Source organism: Streptomyces sp. R302, from assembly GCF_012927245.1.
GTDB lineage: Bacteria > Actinomycetota > Actinomycetes > Streptomycetales > Streptomycetaceae > Streptomyces.
Window position 1 is genome coordinate 381107 of sequence record NZ_JABBGE010000006.1, and the last position, 13661, is coordinate 394767.

The following is a 13661-nucleotide window of genomic DNA, read 5'->3' on the forward strand; positions in this document are numbered from 1 at the left end:
CGCCACCCGTGGCCACCTCCGTACGGGCGGAGCCTGGCGGCACCCCGCCGCCCCCCGCACCGCCCTCCCCGGCCGCCCCGCGCGGCCGCCGCCGCCCCGGCCCCGGCGGCTGGCGCAGCACCCTGTACCGCTGGGACGTCAAGGCGATCCCGTACGTCTTCATCGCCCCCTTCTTCCTCACCTTCGCCGCCTTCGGCCTCTTCCCGCTGATCTACACGGGGTGGCTCTCGCTCAACCGGGTCGAGCTCGGCGGAACCGCCGAGTGGAAGGGTCTGGAGAACTACACCGACCTCGCCACCAGCGAGTTCTTCTGGAACGCGCTCCTCAACACCTTCACCATCGGTGTCATCTCCACCGTCCCGCAGCTGCTGATGGCCCTCGGCCTCGCCCACCTGCTGAACTACAAGCTCCGCGGCCGCGGCTTCTTCCGGGTCGCCGTCCTCGCCCCGTACGCCACCTCCATCGCGGCGGCGACGCTGGTCTTCGCCCAGCTCTTCAACACCGACTACGGCATGATCAACAGCCTGCTCGACTGGGTGGGGATCGGGCCGATCGACTGGAACACCTCCAAGTGGCCGGCGCAGATCGCGATCTCCGTCATCGTCACCTGGCGCTGGACCGGCTACAACGCGCTGATCTACCTGGCCGCCATGCAGGCCGTGCCGCAGGACCTCTACGAGGCGGCCTCGCTCGACGGCGCCTCCCGCTGGCGCCAGTTCCTCAGCGTCACCATCCCCTCCATCCGGCCGACGATCTTCTTCACGATCATCGTCTCCACCATCGGCGCCACCCAGCTCTTCGGCGAGCCGATGCTCTACGGCGGCAGCGTCGGCATCAGCGGCGGCAGCGGCCACCAGTTCCAGACGCTGAGCCTCCTGATGTACGAAAAGGGCTGGATCACCGGCGCGCTGGGCTCCGCCTCGGCGATCGCCTGGGTCATGCTGGCGCTCCTGCTGCTCATCGGCGGCATCCAGGCGCTCGTCTCCCGCCGCAACCGCAAGAAGCTGGGGGACTGACCCATGGCCCGCACCCTCGACACCACGCCCGCCGTCGAACCGAAGACGACCGGAGGGCGCCCGCCGCGCCGCGGATTCCGCCAGACGGCGGGCCGGCAGCACCACGCGGGACCGCTCACCTACGTGCTGCTCGTCATCGCCACCGTGGTCTCGCTCTTCCCGCTGTACTGGAACGTGGTCGCCGCCTCGCACACCGGCGACCGGGTGGTCCAGGCCCCCGCGCCGCTGCTGCCCGGCTCCCGCCTCCTCGACAACCTCAGCTTCGCCTGGGACCAGGTCGACATGGGCGAGGCGCTGATCAACACCACGGTCGTGGCGAGCCTGGTGGCCGCCTCCACCGTCCTCTTCTCCACCCTCGCCGGCTTCGCCTTCGCCAAGCTGCCCTTCAAGGGCCGCGGCATGCTGCTCTCGCTCGTGGTCGCCACGATGACCATCCCGCCGCAGCTCAGCGTCATCCCGCTGTACCAGATCATCACCGACCTCGGCTGGTTCGACCAGCTCCAGTCGGTCGTGCTGCCCTCCCTCGTCGCGGCCTTCGGCGTCTTCTTCATGCGCCAGTTCCTCGTCGAGGCGCTCCCCGTCGAGCTGGTCGAGGCGGCCCGCATGGACGGGGCGCACAGCCTGCGGATCATCTGGCACGTGGTCTTCCCGGTGGCCCGCCCGGCGATGGCGGTGCTCGGCATGCTCGTCTTCGTGCAGTCCTGGAACGACTTCTTCTGGCCGTTCATCGCGCTCACCCCGGACGGCAGCCCGACCCTCCAGGTCGCGCTCGCCGGCCTCGGAGCGGGCAACCACACCGTCGACCACGCGATCGTCCTGACCGGCGCGCTGATATCGACCGTGCCGCTGCTGCTGGTCTTCGCCTTCCTGGGCAAGCACATCGTGGGCGGCATCACCGCCGGCGCGGTCAAGAGCTGACCGCACCCCGTGGTCGAGACCCGACCGCCCCCGGTCGGTCGAGCGCCGACCGACCGTCCCGCCCTTCCCCGTACCGCAATTCCCTCGGCCCCGCCCGGGTCCGCCGCAGTCGCCGGACCCGAACGGACCGACCCGTACCCCGCGTTGGGAGCCCTCTCCTATGACCGCGTCCGAGACCCGGCCGCTCACCGCCACCCGCCCGTTCCCCTCCGACTTCCTCTGGGGCGCGGCGACCGCCGCCTACCAGATCGAGGGGGCGGCCCGTGAGGACGGCCGCACCCCGTCCATCTGGGACACCTTCTCCCACACCCCCGGCAAGGTCTTCGAGGGCCACACCGGGGACGTGGCCGTCGACCACTACCACCGCTTCCGCGAGGACGTCGCGCTCATGGCCGAACTCGGCCTGAACGCCTACCGGTTCTCCGTCTCCTGGTCCCGCGTCCAGCCCACCGGCCGGGGCCCCGCCGTCCAGAAGGGCCTCGACTTCTACCGCTCGCTCGTCGACGAGCTGCTCGCCGCCGGCATCGAACCGGCCCTCACCCTCTACCACTGGGACCTCCCGCAGGAGCTGGAGGACGCGGGCGGCTGGCCCGAGCGCGCCACGGCCGAGCGGTTCGCCGAGTACGCGGGGATCGTCGCCGACGCCGTCGGCGACCGCGTCAAGCGGTGGACCACCCTCAACGAGCCCTGGTGCAGCGCCTTCCTCGGGTACGGCTCCGGGGTGCACGCCCCCGGCCGCACCGACCCGGTCGCCTCGCTGCGCGCCGCGCACCACCTCAACCTCGGCCACGGCCTCGCCGTCCAGGCGCTGCGCGCCTCGCTGCCGGCGGACCGTCAGATCGCGGTCTCGCTCAACCTGCACGAGGTGCGGGCGCGCAGCGCCTCCGCCGAGGACCTGGAGGCGGCCCGCCGGATCGACGCCGTCGGCAACCGCGTCTGGCTCGGCCCGATGCTGGAGGGCGCCTACCCCGAGGACCTGATCGCCGACACCCGCCACCTCACCGACTGGTCCTTCGTGCGGGCCGGTGACACGGCGACGGCCCACCAGCCGCTGGACTTCCTCGCCATCAACTACTACGCGCCCACGCTCGTGGCGCACGTCGCCGAGGGCGAGGAGAAGCCGCAGGACGACGGGCACGGCGACAGCGCCCACTCTCCGTGGCCGGGCGCCGACTCGGTCGCCTTCCACCGCGCGCCCGGCGAGCGGACGGCGATGGGCTGGCCGGTGGACCCGAGCGGCCTGTACGACCTGCTGCGCCGGACCTCGGAGGCGTACCCGGGCCTGCCACTGGTGATCAGCGAGAACGGCGCCGCGTACGAGGACGTGGTCGGCGAGGACGGCGGGGTGCACGACCCGGAGCGCACCGCCTATGTGCACGCGCATCTGGCGGAGGTGCACCGGGCGATCGCCGACGGCATCGACGTCCGCGGCTACTTCCTGTGGTCGCTGCTCGACAACTTCGAGTGGGCGTACGGCTACGCGAAGCGGTTCGGCATGGTCCACGTCGACTACGACACCCTGCGGCGCACCCCGAAGACCAGCGCCCGCTGGTACGCGGGGGTGGCCCGCTCGGGCGAGCTGCGCGCGCCCGACGCGGTCTGAGCCGGGACACGAGGTGGGGCCGTGCCGGGTCACCGGCGCGGCCCTCAGGCGTTCTTGAGGTGTGATCAGATGCCGACGACGCGGTGGCCGACGACGTAGACGCCGCCGGAGCCCTCCGCGGTCCGCCACTGGGCACGGCTCCGGGCGCCCTCCCGCGATGCCGCAGGCCCGGACGCATCACCGAAGGGTTCCGTGCCGGTGCGTCGCGCCCCGGCGGCCCGGAAGCCGGGGGTAGGGTCTCCGGCCGTGACTCCCGTACGCCTCCGCCGCCGCGCCGCGCTCGCCGGTGCCGCGCTGGCCGCGCTCCTGGTGGCCGCCCCCGCGCCGGCCGTGGCCCCGGCCCGTACCCTCACGGTGATCGCCCACCGGGGCGCGTCCTCGGCGGCGCCCGAGAACACGCTGGTCGCGGGCGAGGTGGCGCGCCGGGGCGGGGCGGAGTGGATCGAGAACGACGTCCGGCCGAGCCGGGACGGGGTGCCGTACGTGGTGCACGACGCGACGGTGGACCGGACGACCGACGGCTCGGGCGCGGTGCGGGAGCTGACCTCGGCGGAGCTGGACGCCCTGGACGCCGGTGGCTGGTTCGCGCCGTCCTTCGCCGGGGCCCGGGTGCCGACGCTCGCCGCGCAGCTGGCGGACCTGCGGGAGCGGGGCGGGCGGCTGCTCCTGGAGGTGAAGGGCGCGCACTCCCGGGCGGAGGTGGCGCGGATCGTCCGGGACGTGCGGGAGCAGCGGATGGCGGAGCGGGTGGTGGTGCAGAGCTTCGACGCGGTGTCGCTGCGGTACGTGCGGGAGCTGGCGCCCGAGCTGCCGCGGGCGCTGCTGCGGGACCGGCTCGACGCGGATCCGGTGGCGGTGGCGCGGGACCTGGGCCTGGCGGCGTACCACGTCTCCGACCGGGGGCTGTCGGCCCGTCCGGGCGTGGTGGCGGAGCTGCGGGCGGCCGGGGTGGCGGTGAACGTGTGGACGGTCGACGCGCCGGCGCGCTGGCGGGCGCTGGCCGATCTGGGGGTGGACGGGGTGATCACGGACCGTCCGGCGGAGCTGGCCGGCTGGAACGCGGCGCGGGCCGGGCAGCGCTGAGGGCCGGGCCCGTCGCGGTGGACGGGCCCGGCCCGGTGACCGGCCGCGCAGGGGATCAGACGCGGTCGGCGGCGATCAGCACGTACTGGAAGGAGCCGTCCTTGTACGACTCGATGAACGCCTCCTCGATGCCGGTGACCAGCGACGAGGTGGCGCGCAGCTCCCAGTAGGGCAGCGTGTCGGGCGTCAGGTCGATGACGGCCTGGGGCACCAGGCGGTTGTCGGCCATCGCCTTCAGGTACTCGCGGCGCGAGTGGATGTTGCACTCGAAGTGGGCGTTGATCTGGGAGACCCACTTGGAGGGCTGGCCGTACCTGGGGTTCCAGCAGCCGGTGATGGTGACGTAGCGGCCGCCGACCTTGAGGAAGCGGGAGTGCTCGGCCATCAGGTCGTCGAGGTCGACGTACATGCTGGACTCGTTGTTCCAGGAGGCGGTGATGCTGCCCTTCTCGAACGGGGTGTCGAGCATGTTGCAGACCTGGGCGCGGACGTGGTCGTCGATGCCGAGCTCGCGGGCGCGCTTGTTGCCGAACTCCGCCTGGGTGGAGGAGAGGGTGACGCCCTCGACCTTGCAGCCGAAGCGCTGGTGGGCCATGACGCTGGAGCCGCCGCGGCCGCAGCCGGCGTCGACGAGGGTGTCGCCGGGGGTGACGGTGCCGAGGTGGTCGAGGAGGACTTCGGCCTGGGCGGACTCCAGGCGGTGCAGCTCGGTGATGAGCTTCTTCTCGTACTCGCTGTCCTCGGGGGTGCCGAGCGCGGCGTGGTCGACGGCGCCGATGCCGTAGTGGTGGTGGTAGAGGCCGTCCACGTCACCGAGGCGCAGGTTCACGGGCCGGGCCTCGGCGTTCCAGTAGCGGGCGATGTCGCCCTGGTACGGGGTCGCCGGGCCGGGGACGATGGCGGAGGCGCCGAGGGTGGTCAGCTCGTCGATGGTCACAGAGAAATCCATTTCTTGCGGGACGGTGGTTACCAGAAGTCGGGCAGGCTGTATCGGAAGGTGTTGGTCTGGTGCCAGTAGTGGTTGCCGTCGACCCAGGTGGCGACGCCCTTGAGGAAGCGCAGCACGGTGGGGGCGGGGAAGGCGGCGGCCACCTCGGCGGCGGCGGCCTCGAAGGCGTGCATGAGGTCGTTGTGGACCTCGATCGCCTTGAGGTAGGCGTCGCGCTCGGAGAGCTTCTCCCGTTCGGCGAGCACCACCGGCAGGTTGAGGTGGACACCGGGACTGGAGAGCTCCTTGGTGTAGGAGTACAGGTCGTTGACGATGGTCGTCGCGTTGCCCGCGAGGGCGATGACCCGCTGCATCTCCGGCCTGGCGTGCAGGTCCGCCGGCAGTTCGTAGCCGCCGACGGCGTCGGTGATGGTGGGGCAGGGGCGGAAGTTGTTGAACTGGCGCATGGCCAGGTACTCCCACACCTCGGGCATGTGGTCGGTCTCGGCCCAGGCCGCCTCGGCGAGGTAGCCCATGTGGAGCCGGGCCATGTCGTGCCGGAAGCGGTCGGCCTGGGAGGGGGAGGCCGCCCGGACGAAGTAGTCCATGGCGGAGCGGTACGAGCGGCGCGGGGCGTCCGAGCCGAGCGATTCCGCCCACGCCGGCGCGTACTCCGGGGTGGTGTGGAGGGGGTCGAGCGCGGTGTGCGCCATGAGGAGACGGCCGCCGAGGCCGATCGGCGAGCCGCCGTGGTCCTCGCAGTAGCAGTCGTCGACGGCGTTCTCGGCGACCATGAGCCGGGTGGCGAGCATCAGGTGGTCGACGGTCGGGGCGTCGGGGTGGCAGGCCACCATGTAGCGCCCGACGGAGAAGCCGTCGAACTGCCCCTCCCACTCCTCCGGGTAGAGCTGGACCTCGTCCACGGCCCAGTCCTTGATCCGGCGGCTGACCTCGTCCACGCGGACGGGGTCGGGGTCGGGGACGGGGTGGAAGTAGAGGCCCGGGATGGGCCGGCCCTCCGCCGCCGAGGGGGCGGCGGAGGGCGGCCCGGCGGGCTCCGGAAGGGCGTCCGGCGCCGGGACCGGCGCGGGGAGCGCTTCCGGGACCGCCGCCGGACGGGCGAGGGAGAGGGCGGTCGTGCCGAGCCCGCTGGGTCCGCCGGGGATCCAGCGGGGTGCGGCGGCCGGCGCGGGCGCCTCGGCGGCCGGGCCGGCGAGGGCCGCGGCGAGGACGTCGGCCCCGAGGCGGGCCGCCGCCGCGGGCGGGTGCGCCGGCAGGGGGGAGAGCCCGGGGTCGGGCATCCGTCAGCTCCTTGCTGGGTGGGGTGGTCCGTCCCGGAACGGGACGGACGGGGGCGTCAGTCGCGGCGGCGGGCGATCTGCACGTTCTCCATCACGCCGAGGGCGTCGGGCACGAGGACGGCGGCGGAGTAGTACGTGGTGACGAGGTACGACATGATCGCCTGCTCGCTGATGCCCATGAAGCGGACGGAGAGGCCGGGCTCGAACTCCTCCGGGATGCCGGTCTGGCGCAGGCCGATGACGCCCTGGTTCTCCTCGCCGGTACGCATGGCGATGATGGAGCTGGTCTGCTCCTTGGTGATCGGGATCTTGTTGCAGGGCAGGATCGGGACGCCGCGCCAGGCCGGCACGGACTGGCCGCCGAGGTCGACGTGGTCCGGGTAGAGCCCGCGGGCGTTGAACTCGCGGCCGATGGCGGCGATGGTGCGCGGGTGGGCGAGGAAGAGCTTGGTGCCCCGGCGGCGGCTGAGCAGCTCGTCCATGTCGTCCGGGGTGGGCGGGCCGGAGTGGGTCTGGATGCGCTGCTTGAAGTCGGCGTTGTGCAGGAGGCCGAACTCGCGGTTGTTGACGAGCTCGTGCTCCTGCCGCTCGCGGAGGGCCTCGATGGTCAGGCGGAGCTGCTCCTCCGTCTGGTTGTGCGGGCCGTTGTAGAGGTCGGCGACGCGGGTGTGGACCTTGAGGATGGTCTGCGCGACGGAGAGCTCGTACTCGCGCGGCTTGAGCTCGTAGTCCACGAAGGCGCCGGGCAGGACGGCCTCGCCGACGTGCCCGGAGGACATGGCGATCTCGGCCTCGCCGTGCTTGTTCTGCGCCTGGTCGGGGAGGCTGGAGAAGTCGTGGATGTGGGCCTGGAGGGCCGGGGCGTTCGCCATGACGGCGGCGAAGTCGGCGCGGGAGAGGGTGAGGAGGGTGCCCGAGGTCTCGGCGGTGGCCGTGTAGTCCCAGGTGGCGTCGGCGTCGAGCAGCGCGTTCTCGCCGAAGCGGTCGCCGTCGCCGAGGACGGCGACGGCGACCTCCTCGTCGTAGGGGCCCTCGGAGGTCTGGGCGATGCGGCCGTGGGCGAGGAGGTGGATCTCGCCGGCCGGGTTGCCGCGGGTGACGATGATCTCGCCGGCGGAGAAGTCGCGCTGGACGCAGCGGTCGGCGAGCGCGGTGAGCACGTCGACGTCGTCGAAGCCGCGGAGCAGGGCGAGTTCGCCGAGCTCGCGGGGGATCACGCGGACGGTGGCGCCGTCCTGGACGAACTCCACCCGGCCGTCGCCGACGGTGTAGCTGAGCCTGCGGTTGACGCGGTAGGCGCCGCCCTTGGTCTCCACCCAGGGGAGCATCCGCAGCAGCCAGCGGGAGGTGATCTCCTGCATCTGCGGGGCGGACTTGGTGGTGGAGGCGAGGTTCCGCGCGGCGTGGGTGCTGAGGGACTGCTGCGGGGGTGCCGCCTGGGCTTCCGGGCTGGTGTCGACGGTCATCGGACCGGTCTCTCCTTAGCGAGGGTGGTGACCGGGCACGGCGGCACGCCGGACCGGTCGAAGGGGAGGAAGAGGGTACGGAGGGAGGTGGTCTGGGGGAGGTGGTCATGCCGTCCGTCCAGACCCGGGGAACAGTAACGGCCCGTCAGCAGGCCGCGCCCGGGTAGCCGAGGGGCATTACCTCGATGCAGTGATCTTGTTCGCGGGCCGGTTTACGACCTGGTCGGTCGAGTTCTCGCCAGGTGCGGGGAGGGTGGGACGGGAAGCGGGCCGGTGGGGGCGTCGGGGTGCCCCGGCGCCCCGATCGGACGGCATGCGTTCCGGCCACCTCCACTCCATCGGCCCCCTCTTGACAACCCGCCTCTGCCGTCACACAAGTCAACGACGAGCGTCAACGCGGACTCCGGGGCCCCGGGAAGGAGTTCGTGGGACGATCCCAGGAGTACGACCAGGGGCCTGTGGGGGAAGCGTCGTGAGCGCTTCACCGGATCCGTACGCACAGGGGTCACCGGGGACACCGGGGACACAGGGGGCACCGGGGCCGCAGGGGGCATCGGGTTCGGCTCCGGTACCGGGGACACTGCGGCATCGCCCAACTGCTCGTGCTGCTGCCGTCGTTCCTGGCGCCGCTCGACGCCTACGGGTGGCTCGTGGGCCTCGTGGTCGCCGGCGCCTGTACACGGCGCTGACCCTGCGGGCACGACGGGCCGGCGCGAGCGGCTGACGCCCCGCCGTCTGGGCGGGTGCACAGTCCGGGCCCCGCAGGACTGGGCCCGCGCGCACAGACAGCCGGGGCGGAACGATCCACCATGTCCCTGGCCACGGTCGCGAGGACGCGCGACCCCACCGGACGACGGAGGAGTTCCATGCCAGGGAGAACGAGCCGCCTGCTGGGCGGTCTGCTGCTGGGCGTGCTGCTGACGCTCGGCACGACACAGGGCGCGACGGCGGAGCCCGCCACGACGACGACGGCGACAGCGACGGCAGCGACGGTGACGGCGTCGGGGATCCCGTCGGTCGGCACCGACTGGGACCGGCCCGGCCCCTACGAGGTGGACGTCGACATCGAGGCGGTGCACACCTTCTACCACCCGCGCGCGATGGGCGCGTCGGGCGAGCGGCACCCGGTGGTGATCTGGGGGAACGGTACGGGGGCCGTGCCCGGGATCTACAGCTCGCTGCTGCGGCACTGGGCGAGCCACGGCTTCATCGTCGCGGCGGCCAACACGCCCACCTCGAACTTCGCGATCAGCATGCGGGCCGGCATCGACGTCCTGGAGCGGCGGAACGCCGACCCGGGCAGCCCGTACTTCGGCCGGGTCGACCTGGCGCGCATCGGCTCGGCGGGGCACTCGCAGGGCGGGGCTGCGGCGCTGAACGCGGCGGTCGACGCGCGCGTGGACACGGCGGTCCCGATCCAGCCGGGGCCGCTGACGGACCCCGACCTCACGGGCGTACCGGTCTTCTACCTGGCCGGTGAACGCAACCTGACGGTGTGGCCGGCGCTGGTGAAGGCGCTGTACCGCGACTCGGACCACCTGCCGGCCGTGTACGGGGAGGTGCGGGGCGCCGGACACCTGTCGTCCATCGGCGACGGCGGCGCCTTCCGCGCCCCGACCACGGCGTGGCTGCGGTTCTGGCTGATGGCCGACGAGAACGCGCGCGGGTACTTCTTCGGCCCGGACTGCGTCCACTGCGGTGACGACGAACTGTGGTCCGGCTGGGACCGCAACGAACGCGCCCGGCTGATCCCGGGCCCGGGCGGGGCCTGAGCCGCCACCGCCGTCCGCATCAGGACTGGCGGCCCAGGCGGGCGTCCAGCCACTGGAGGACCTCGGGGGTGACCGGGTCGGTGATGTCGGTGTACTCCTCGTGCTTCTTCAGGAACTTGGCGACGTACGGGCAGACCGGCACGATCCGCATGCCGGAGGCGCGTACGTCGTCCAGGGCCTCCTTGACGAGGATCGCCGCCAGGCCCTGGCCCGCGTAGGCCTCGTCGACCTCGGTGTGGAAGAAGACGCGGCGGTCGTCGCGGTCCCGGTAGGCGGTCAGCCCGGCGCGGGCGCCGTCGACGAGGATCTCGTACCGGTGGCGCTCGTCGACGCGGCGGACGACGGGGGCGACGGTCTGCTCGCTCATGGGCGGCCTTTCGGAGTCGTGGCGGGTCGGACGCGCCCTCCACCCTACTCTCCGGTATGCGCAGGTGGCGGGCGGCCGCGCGGCCGAAATCGCTGTGCACGCGGGACGGGGCGGGCTCGTTGAACCCGGCGAAGCCGCCCCGTACTCCCCCACCCCGGAGGCCCGACATGCACCCCCTGCCCTCCCCCGCCCCCGCCGCCGCCGCGGCGGGGTGCCGGGCGATGCTCCCGGTCGACGAGTTCGTCGCGACGCTGCCGAAGGCGACCCTCTTCGGCGCCGTGTACTTCACCGACCTGGACGACCGGCCCGTGCAGCTCCACGCCGTCTACAGCCCCGGCCACCCCTGGCAGCTGCCGGGCGGCACCGCCGAGGCGGGGGAACGGCCGTGGCGGACGGCCGTGCGGGAGACGGAGGAGGAGACGGGGCTCGTGGTGCCCGGCCCGCCCCGGCTCCTCGCCGCCGTCTTCGGGCTGCCGGGGACCGCGTGGCCGCTGGCGACCGCCGGGTACGTCTTCGACGGCGGGCGCCTCACCGACCGGCAGATCGCGGGCCTCGTCCTCGACCCGGACGAACACGACGAGGTGCGTGTCCTGCCGCTCCCCGACTGGCGCCCGCTGATGCCCCCGCGCGACTTCGCCCGCCTCACCGCCTTCGCGGAGGCCCGGCGCACGGGCACGGCCGCGTACATCGGCGCCTGGGACTGGGACGAGCCGCCCGCCGGGGAGGAGTAGGACCCGCGGCGGGGGTGCGGGTCTGCGCACCACCCCCGCCGCCTACCGGCGCGCCTTCCGGGCACAGGGGGCGGGGGCGGGCGGCGGGGGCCGACTAGCCCTGGTCGGCGACGAAGGACGCCATCCAGGTCAGGGCGGAGTTCCAGTTGATGGTGAGTTCGTTGGTGGACCAGGACTGGATGTCGTCGATGTAGCAGAACTGGCCGGTGCAGCCCTGGAGTTTGGACTGGGCCAGCGGGTCCTGGATGTCGGAGTTCGGGCCGCCGGAGAGCGAACCGGCGGGCGGGTGCGGCAGGTTGGGGTCGAGCTGGTGGGCGTACCAGCGGCTGTGCTGGTTCCGGGCGCTGACCTCGCCGTAGCCGGTGACGTAGGAGAGGTTCAGGGCGTTGCGGCCGAGGACGTAGTCCATGCTCTGGACCGCGCCGTCGCGGTAGGCGGCGGCGCCGGTGAGGTCGTAGGCGGTGGCGAGGACGACGGCGTTGTTGAGGATCTGGTGGGTGGAGCCCCAGTCGTACCGCTGGCCCTCGGGGGCGTACGGCATGCCGTAGGGGTGGGCCTTGAGGGTGGCCAGGTAGCGGTCGGCTCCGGCGCGGACCGAGGCGCGGACCCGGTTGCGGCCGGGGAGGCGGCTGGGGACGGTGGCGAGGTCGAGGCGGGCGGGGACGGCCGTCCTCGCCCAGTCGAAGCTCACGGGGCCGAAGAGGTCGGCGGTGTGGACGGGCGAGCCGAGGACGTGGTTCTTGAACCGCCGTTCCCCGGTGGTGAGGTAGAGCTCGGCGGCGGCCCAGTAGAACTCGTCGGAGACGTCGGTGTCGGCGTAGGTGCCGCCGCCGACGCCGTCGCTGTCGGAGGCGAGGACGTCGGGGTGGGCGAGGGCCGCGGCATAGGCCTTGCGGGCGGCGGTCAGGGCGGTGGCCGCGAACGCGGGGTCGAACTCCTCGTAGACGCGGGCCGCCTGGGCGGCGGTGGCGGCGAGGTTGAGGGTGGCGGCCGTGGTCGGCGGGTGGAGTTCGCGCTTCTGCGGGTCGTCGGCGGGCAGCAGCGGCAGGCCGGTCCACTGCTCGTCGTGGATCTTGTGGTGGGCCATGCCGGCGAGCGGTTCGCCGTCGGGGACCTGCATCTTCAGGAGGAAGTCCAGCTCCCAGCGGGCCTCGTCGAGGAGGTCGGGGACGCCGTTGCCGCTCTCGGGGAGGGCGAGGGTGCCGTCGCCGAGCGCCTCGGAGTCGCCGGTGCGGGCGTGCAGGGCGCGTTCGTAGGTGGAGAGCAGCTGCCAGACCGAGATGCCGCCGTTGACGACGTACTTGCCGTGGTCACCCGCGTCGTACCAGCCGCCGGAGACGTCGAGGGTGTAGTCGCAGACGCCGGGCTGGCAGGGCACTCGGGTGTCGCCCTGGTTGGGGGCGGTGCCGACGTGGCCGGCCGCGCGGCCGTAACCGGGGCGCAGGTCCTCGCGGATGGGGGTGCCGCTGCGCTGGGTGTAGTAGAACTTCGCGGCGTCCAGGCGCAGTCGGTCGTACGCGGCGGTGCCGATGTCGAAGGGGTGGCTGGTCTCGCCGTCGACGGTGAGGGTGAAGTCCGTGCCGCGCGACCGGTGCCGGCCGAAGTCGATGGAGTGGACGTTCTGCCCGGAGGAGGCGTCGACTCCGCGCGGGACGGTCCAGCCGCGCGCGACGGCGGTGCCGTCCGCGTCGTCGAGGCGCCAGGGGAGCCGGGTGGTCGCCTCGGTGACGAGGGTGGCGTTCTTGGGGCCCCGGGGCAGATAGCCGACCTGGTTGACCCGCACGCGGGGGCCGGTGTCGGGCTCGTACTTCTCCGGCGGCACCCCGCCGAGGAGGGAGACGTCGTCGAGGCAGAACCGCCAGGCGTCGGCGGCGCCGCCGAGCTGGAAGGCGACCTGCCCCTGGGTGGTGTCGACCGGGGAGGTGAAGGTGTACGCGTAGCTGTCGCCGGAGACGCTGAGCTGCGGCACGACCTCGTAGTAGGCGTCGTACGGGGCGACTTGGAGTCCGACGACGGCGCGGACGGAGTGTCCGGCGGGGGTACCGGTGGCGCGGAAGGCGATGCGGTACGTCTCGCCCGCGGCGAGCGTGAGGTCGTTCTGGCCGACCCCGGCGTCCCAGCGGTTCACGGTGCCGCCCGGCACGTCGGCGCAGAGCCCGCCGTCGGCCGGGCCGGCGGTGACGCCGCTCGTCCACCAGGGGGCGGTGCCGTCGTCGAAGGTGCCGTTCACGATCTGCTCCACCTCGTCCGCCCCGGCCGTGCCCGCGGGCACGGCGCTCAGGCCGGCCGCCAGCAGGGCCGTCAGGGACAGCAGGGCGGTTCTGCGTCGGTTCAACGTCCGCTCCTCGTGGGGGGGGGGTTCGGCCCTCCGATGCGCCGCCGCGTCGGAGTGGGAGCGCTCCCAAGCGCGTCGGGGACATCCTTGTGGCCGGAGCGCGGGGCCGTCAACGGTCCGGACGGGACCGGGCGTGGGGGA

Annotated in this window: 11 protein-coding genes; 6 read left to right on the forward strand and 5 right to left on the reverse strand. The window is 73.1% G+C overall.

From position 1 onward, the window contains the following. Positions 1-8: 8 nt before the first annotated feature. The 4 genes from HHL19_RS20845 (at position 9) to HHL19_RS20860 (ending at position 4620) form a co-directional block, all read left to right on the forward strand. Positions 9-1016, forward strand: a complete 1008-nt coding sequence (locus tag HHL19_RS20845) for a sugar ABC transporter permease (RefSeq protein ID WP_169091796.1) — start codon at positions 9-11, stop codon at positions 1014-1016. A gap of 3 nt (positions 1017-1019) precedes the next feature. Beyond that, complete coding sequence (locus HHL19_RS20850) at positions 1020-1934, forward strand: carbohydrate ABC transporter permease (protein ID WP_169091798.1); 915 nt, start codon at positions 1020-1022, stop codon at positions 1932-1934. Positions 1935-2094: 160 nt separating this feature from the next. Next, positions 2095-3537: a GH1 family beta-glucosidase gene (locus tag HHL19_RS20855; RefSeq protein WP_169091800.1), complete on the forward strand. Its 1443-nt coding sequence runs from the start codon at positions 2095-2097 to the stop codon at positions 3535-3537. 246 nt (positions 3538-3783) lie between these two features. Beyond that, a complete protein-coding gene (locus HHL19_RS20860) occupies positions 3784-4620 on the forward strand; it encodes a glycerophosphodiester phosphodiesterase family protein (RefSeq protein ID WP_346768320.1) in 837 nt (278 codons plus the stop codon). 55 nt (positions 4621-4675) lie between these two features. Here HHL19_RS20860 and HHL19_RS20865 read toward each other — a convergent pair whose 3' ends face one another. The 3 genes from HHL19_RS20865 to HHL19_RS20875 are packed head-to-tail and all read right to left on the reverse strand — an operon-like array spanning position 4676 to position 8315. Further along, positions 4676-5557 (reverse strand): geranyl diphosphate 2-C-methyltransferase, encoded by an 882-nt coding sequence (locus tag HHL19_RS20865; protein WP_169091984.1) that lies wholly within the window; start codon positions 5555-5557, stop codon positions 4676-4678. Between the two features lie 29 nt (positions 5558-5586). After that, positions 5587-6849, reverse strand: a complete 1263-nt coding sequence (locus HHL19_RS20870) for a family 2 encapsulin nanocompartment cargo protein terpene cyclase (protein ID WP_169091802.1) — start codon at positions 6847-6849, stop codon at positions 5587-5589. A gap of 56 nt (positions 6850-6905) precedes the next feature. Then, positions 6906-8315, reverse strand: coding sequence for a family 2B encapsulin nanocompartment shell protein (locus HHL19_RS20875; protein WP_169091803.1), 1410 nt, complete (start codon positions 8313-8315; stop codon positions 6906-6908). A gap of 866 nt (positions 8316-9181) precedes the next feature. On the opposite strand from HHL19_RS20875, the gene HHL19_RS20880 reads away from it, so the two are divergent. Beyond that, positions 9182-10087 (forward strand): acetylxylan esterase, encoded by a 906-nt coding sequence (locus HHL19_RS20880; protein WP_169091804.1) that lies wholly within the window; start codon positions 9182-9184, stop codon positions 10085-10087. 19 nt (positions 10088-10106) lie between these two features. On the opposite strand, the gene HHL19_RS20885 is transcribed toward HHL19_RS20880, so the two are convergent. After that, positions 10107-10454 carry a GNAT family N-acetyltransferase gene (locus HHL19_RS20885; protein ID WP_169091805.1) on the reverse strand — a complete coding sequence of 116 codons (348 nt, stop codon included), beginning with the start codon at positions 10452-10454 and terminating at the stop codon, positions 10107-10109. A gap of 167 nt (positions 10455-10621) precedes the next feature. Here HHL19_RS20885 and HHL19_RS20890 point away from each other — a divergent pair, with 167 nt between their 5' ends. After that, a complete protein-coding gene (locus tag HHL19_RS20890; protein ID WP_169091806.1) occupies positions 10622-11185 on the forward strand; it encodes an NUDIX hydrolase in 564 nt (187 codons plus the stop codon). Positions 11186-11279: 94 nt separating this feature from the next. Here HHL19_RS20890 and HHL19_RS20895 read toward each other — a convergent pair whose 3' ends face one another. Next, the gene (locus tag HHL19_RS20895) at positions 11280-13520 is read right to left on the reverse strand and encodes a glycoside hydrolase family 9 protein (protein WP_169091807.1); all 2241 of its coding nucleotides are present in this window, start codon (positions 13518-13520) and stop codon (positions 11280-11282) included. Positions 13521-13661: the final 141 nt, after the last annotated feature.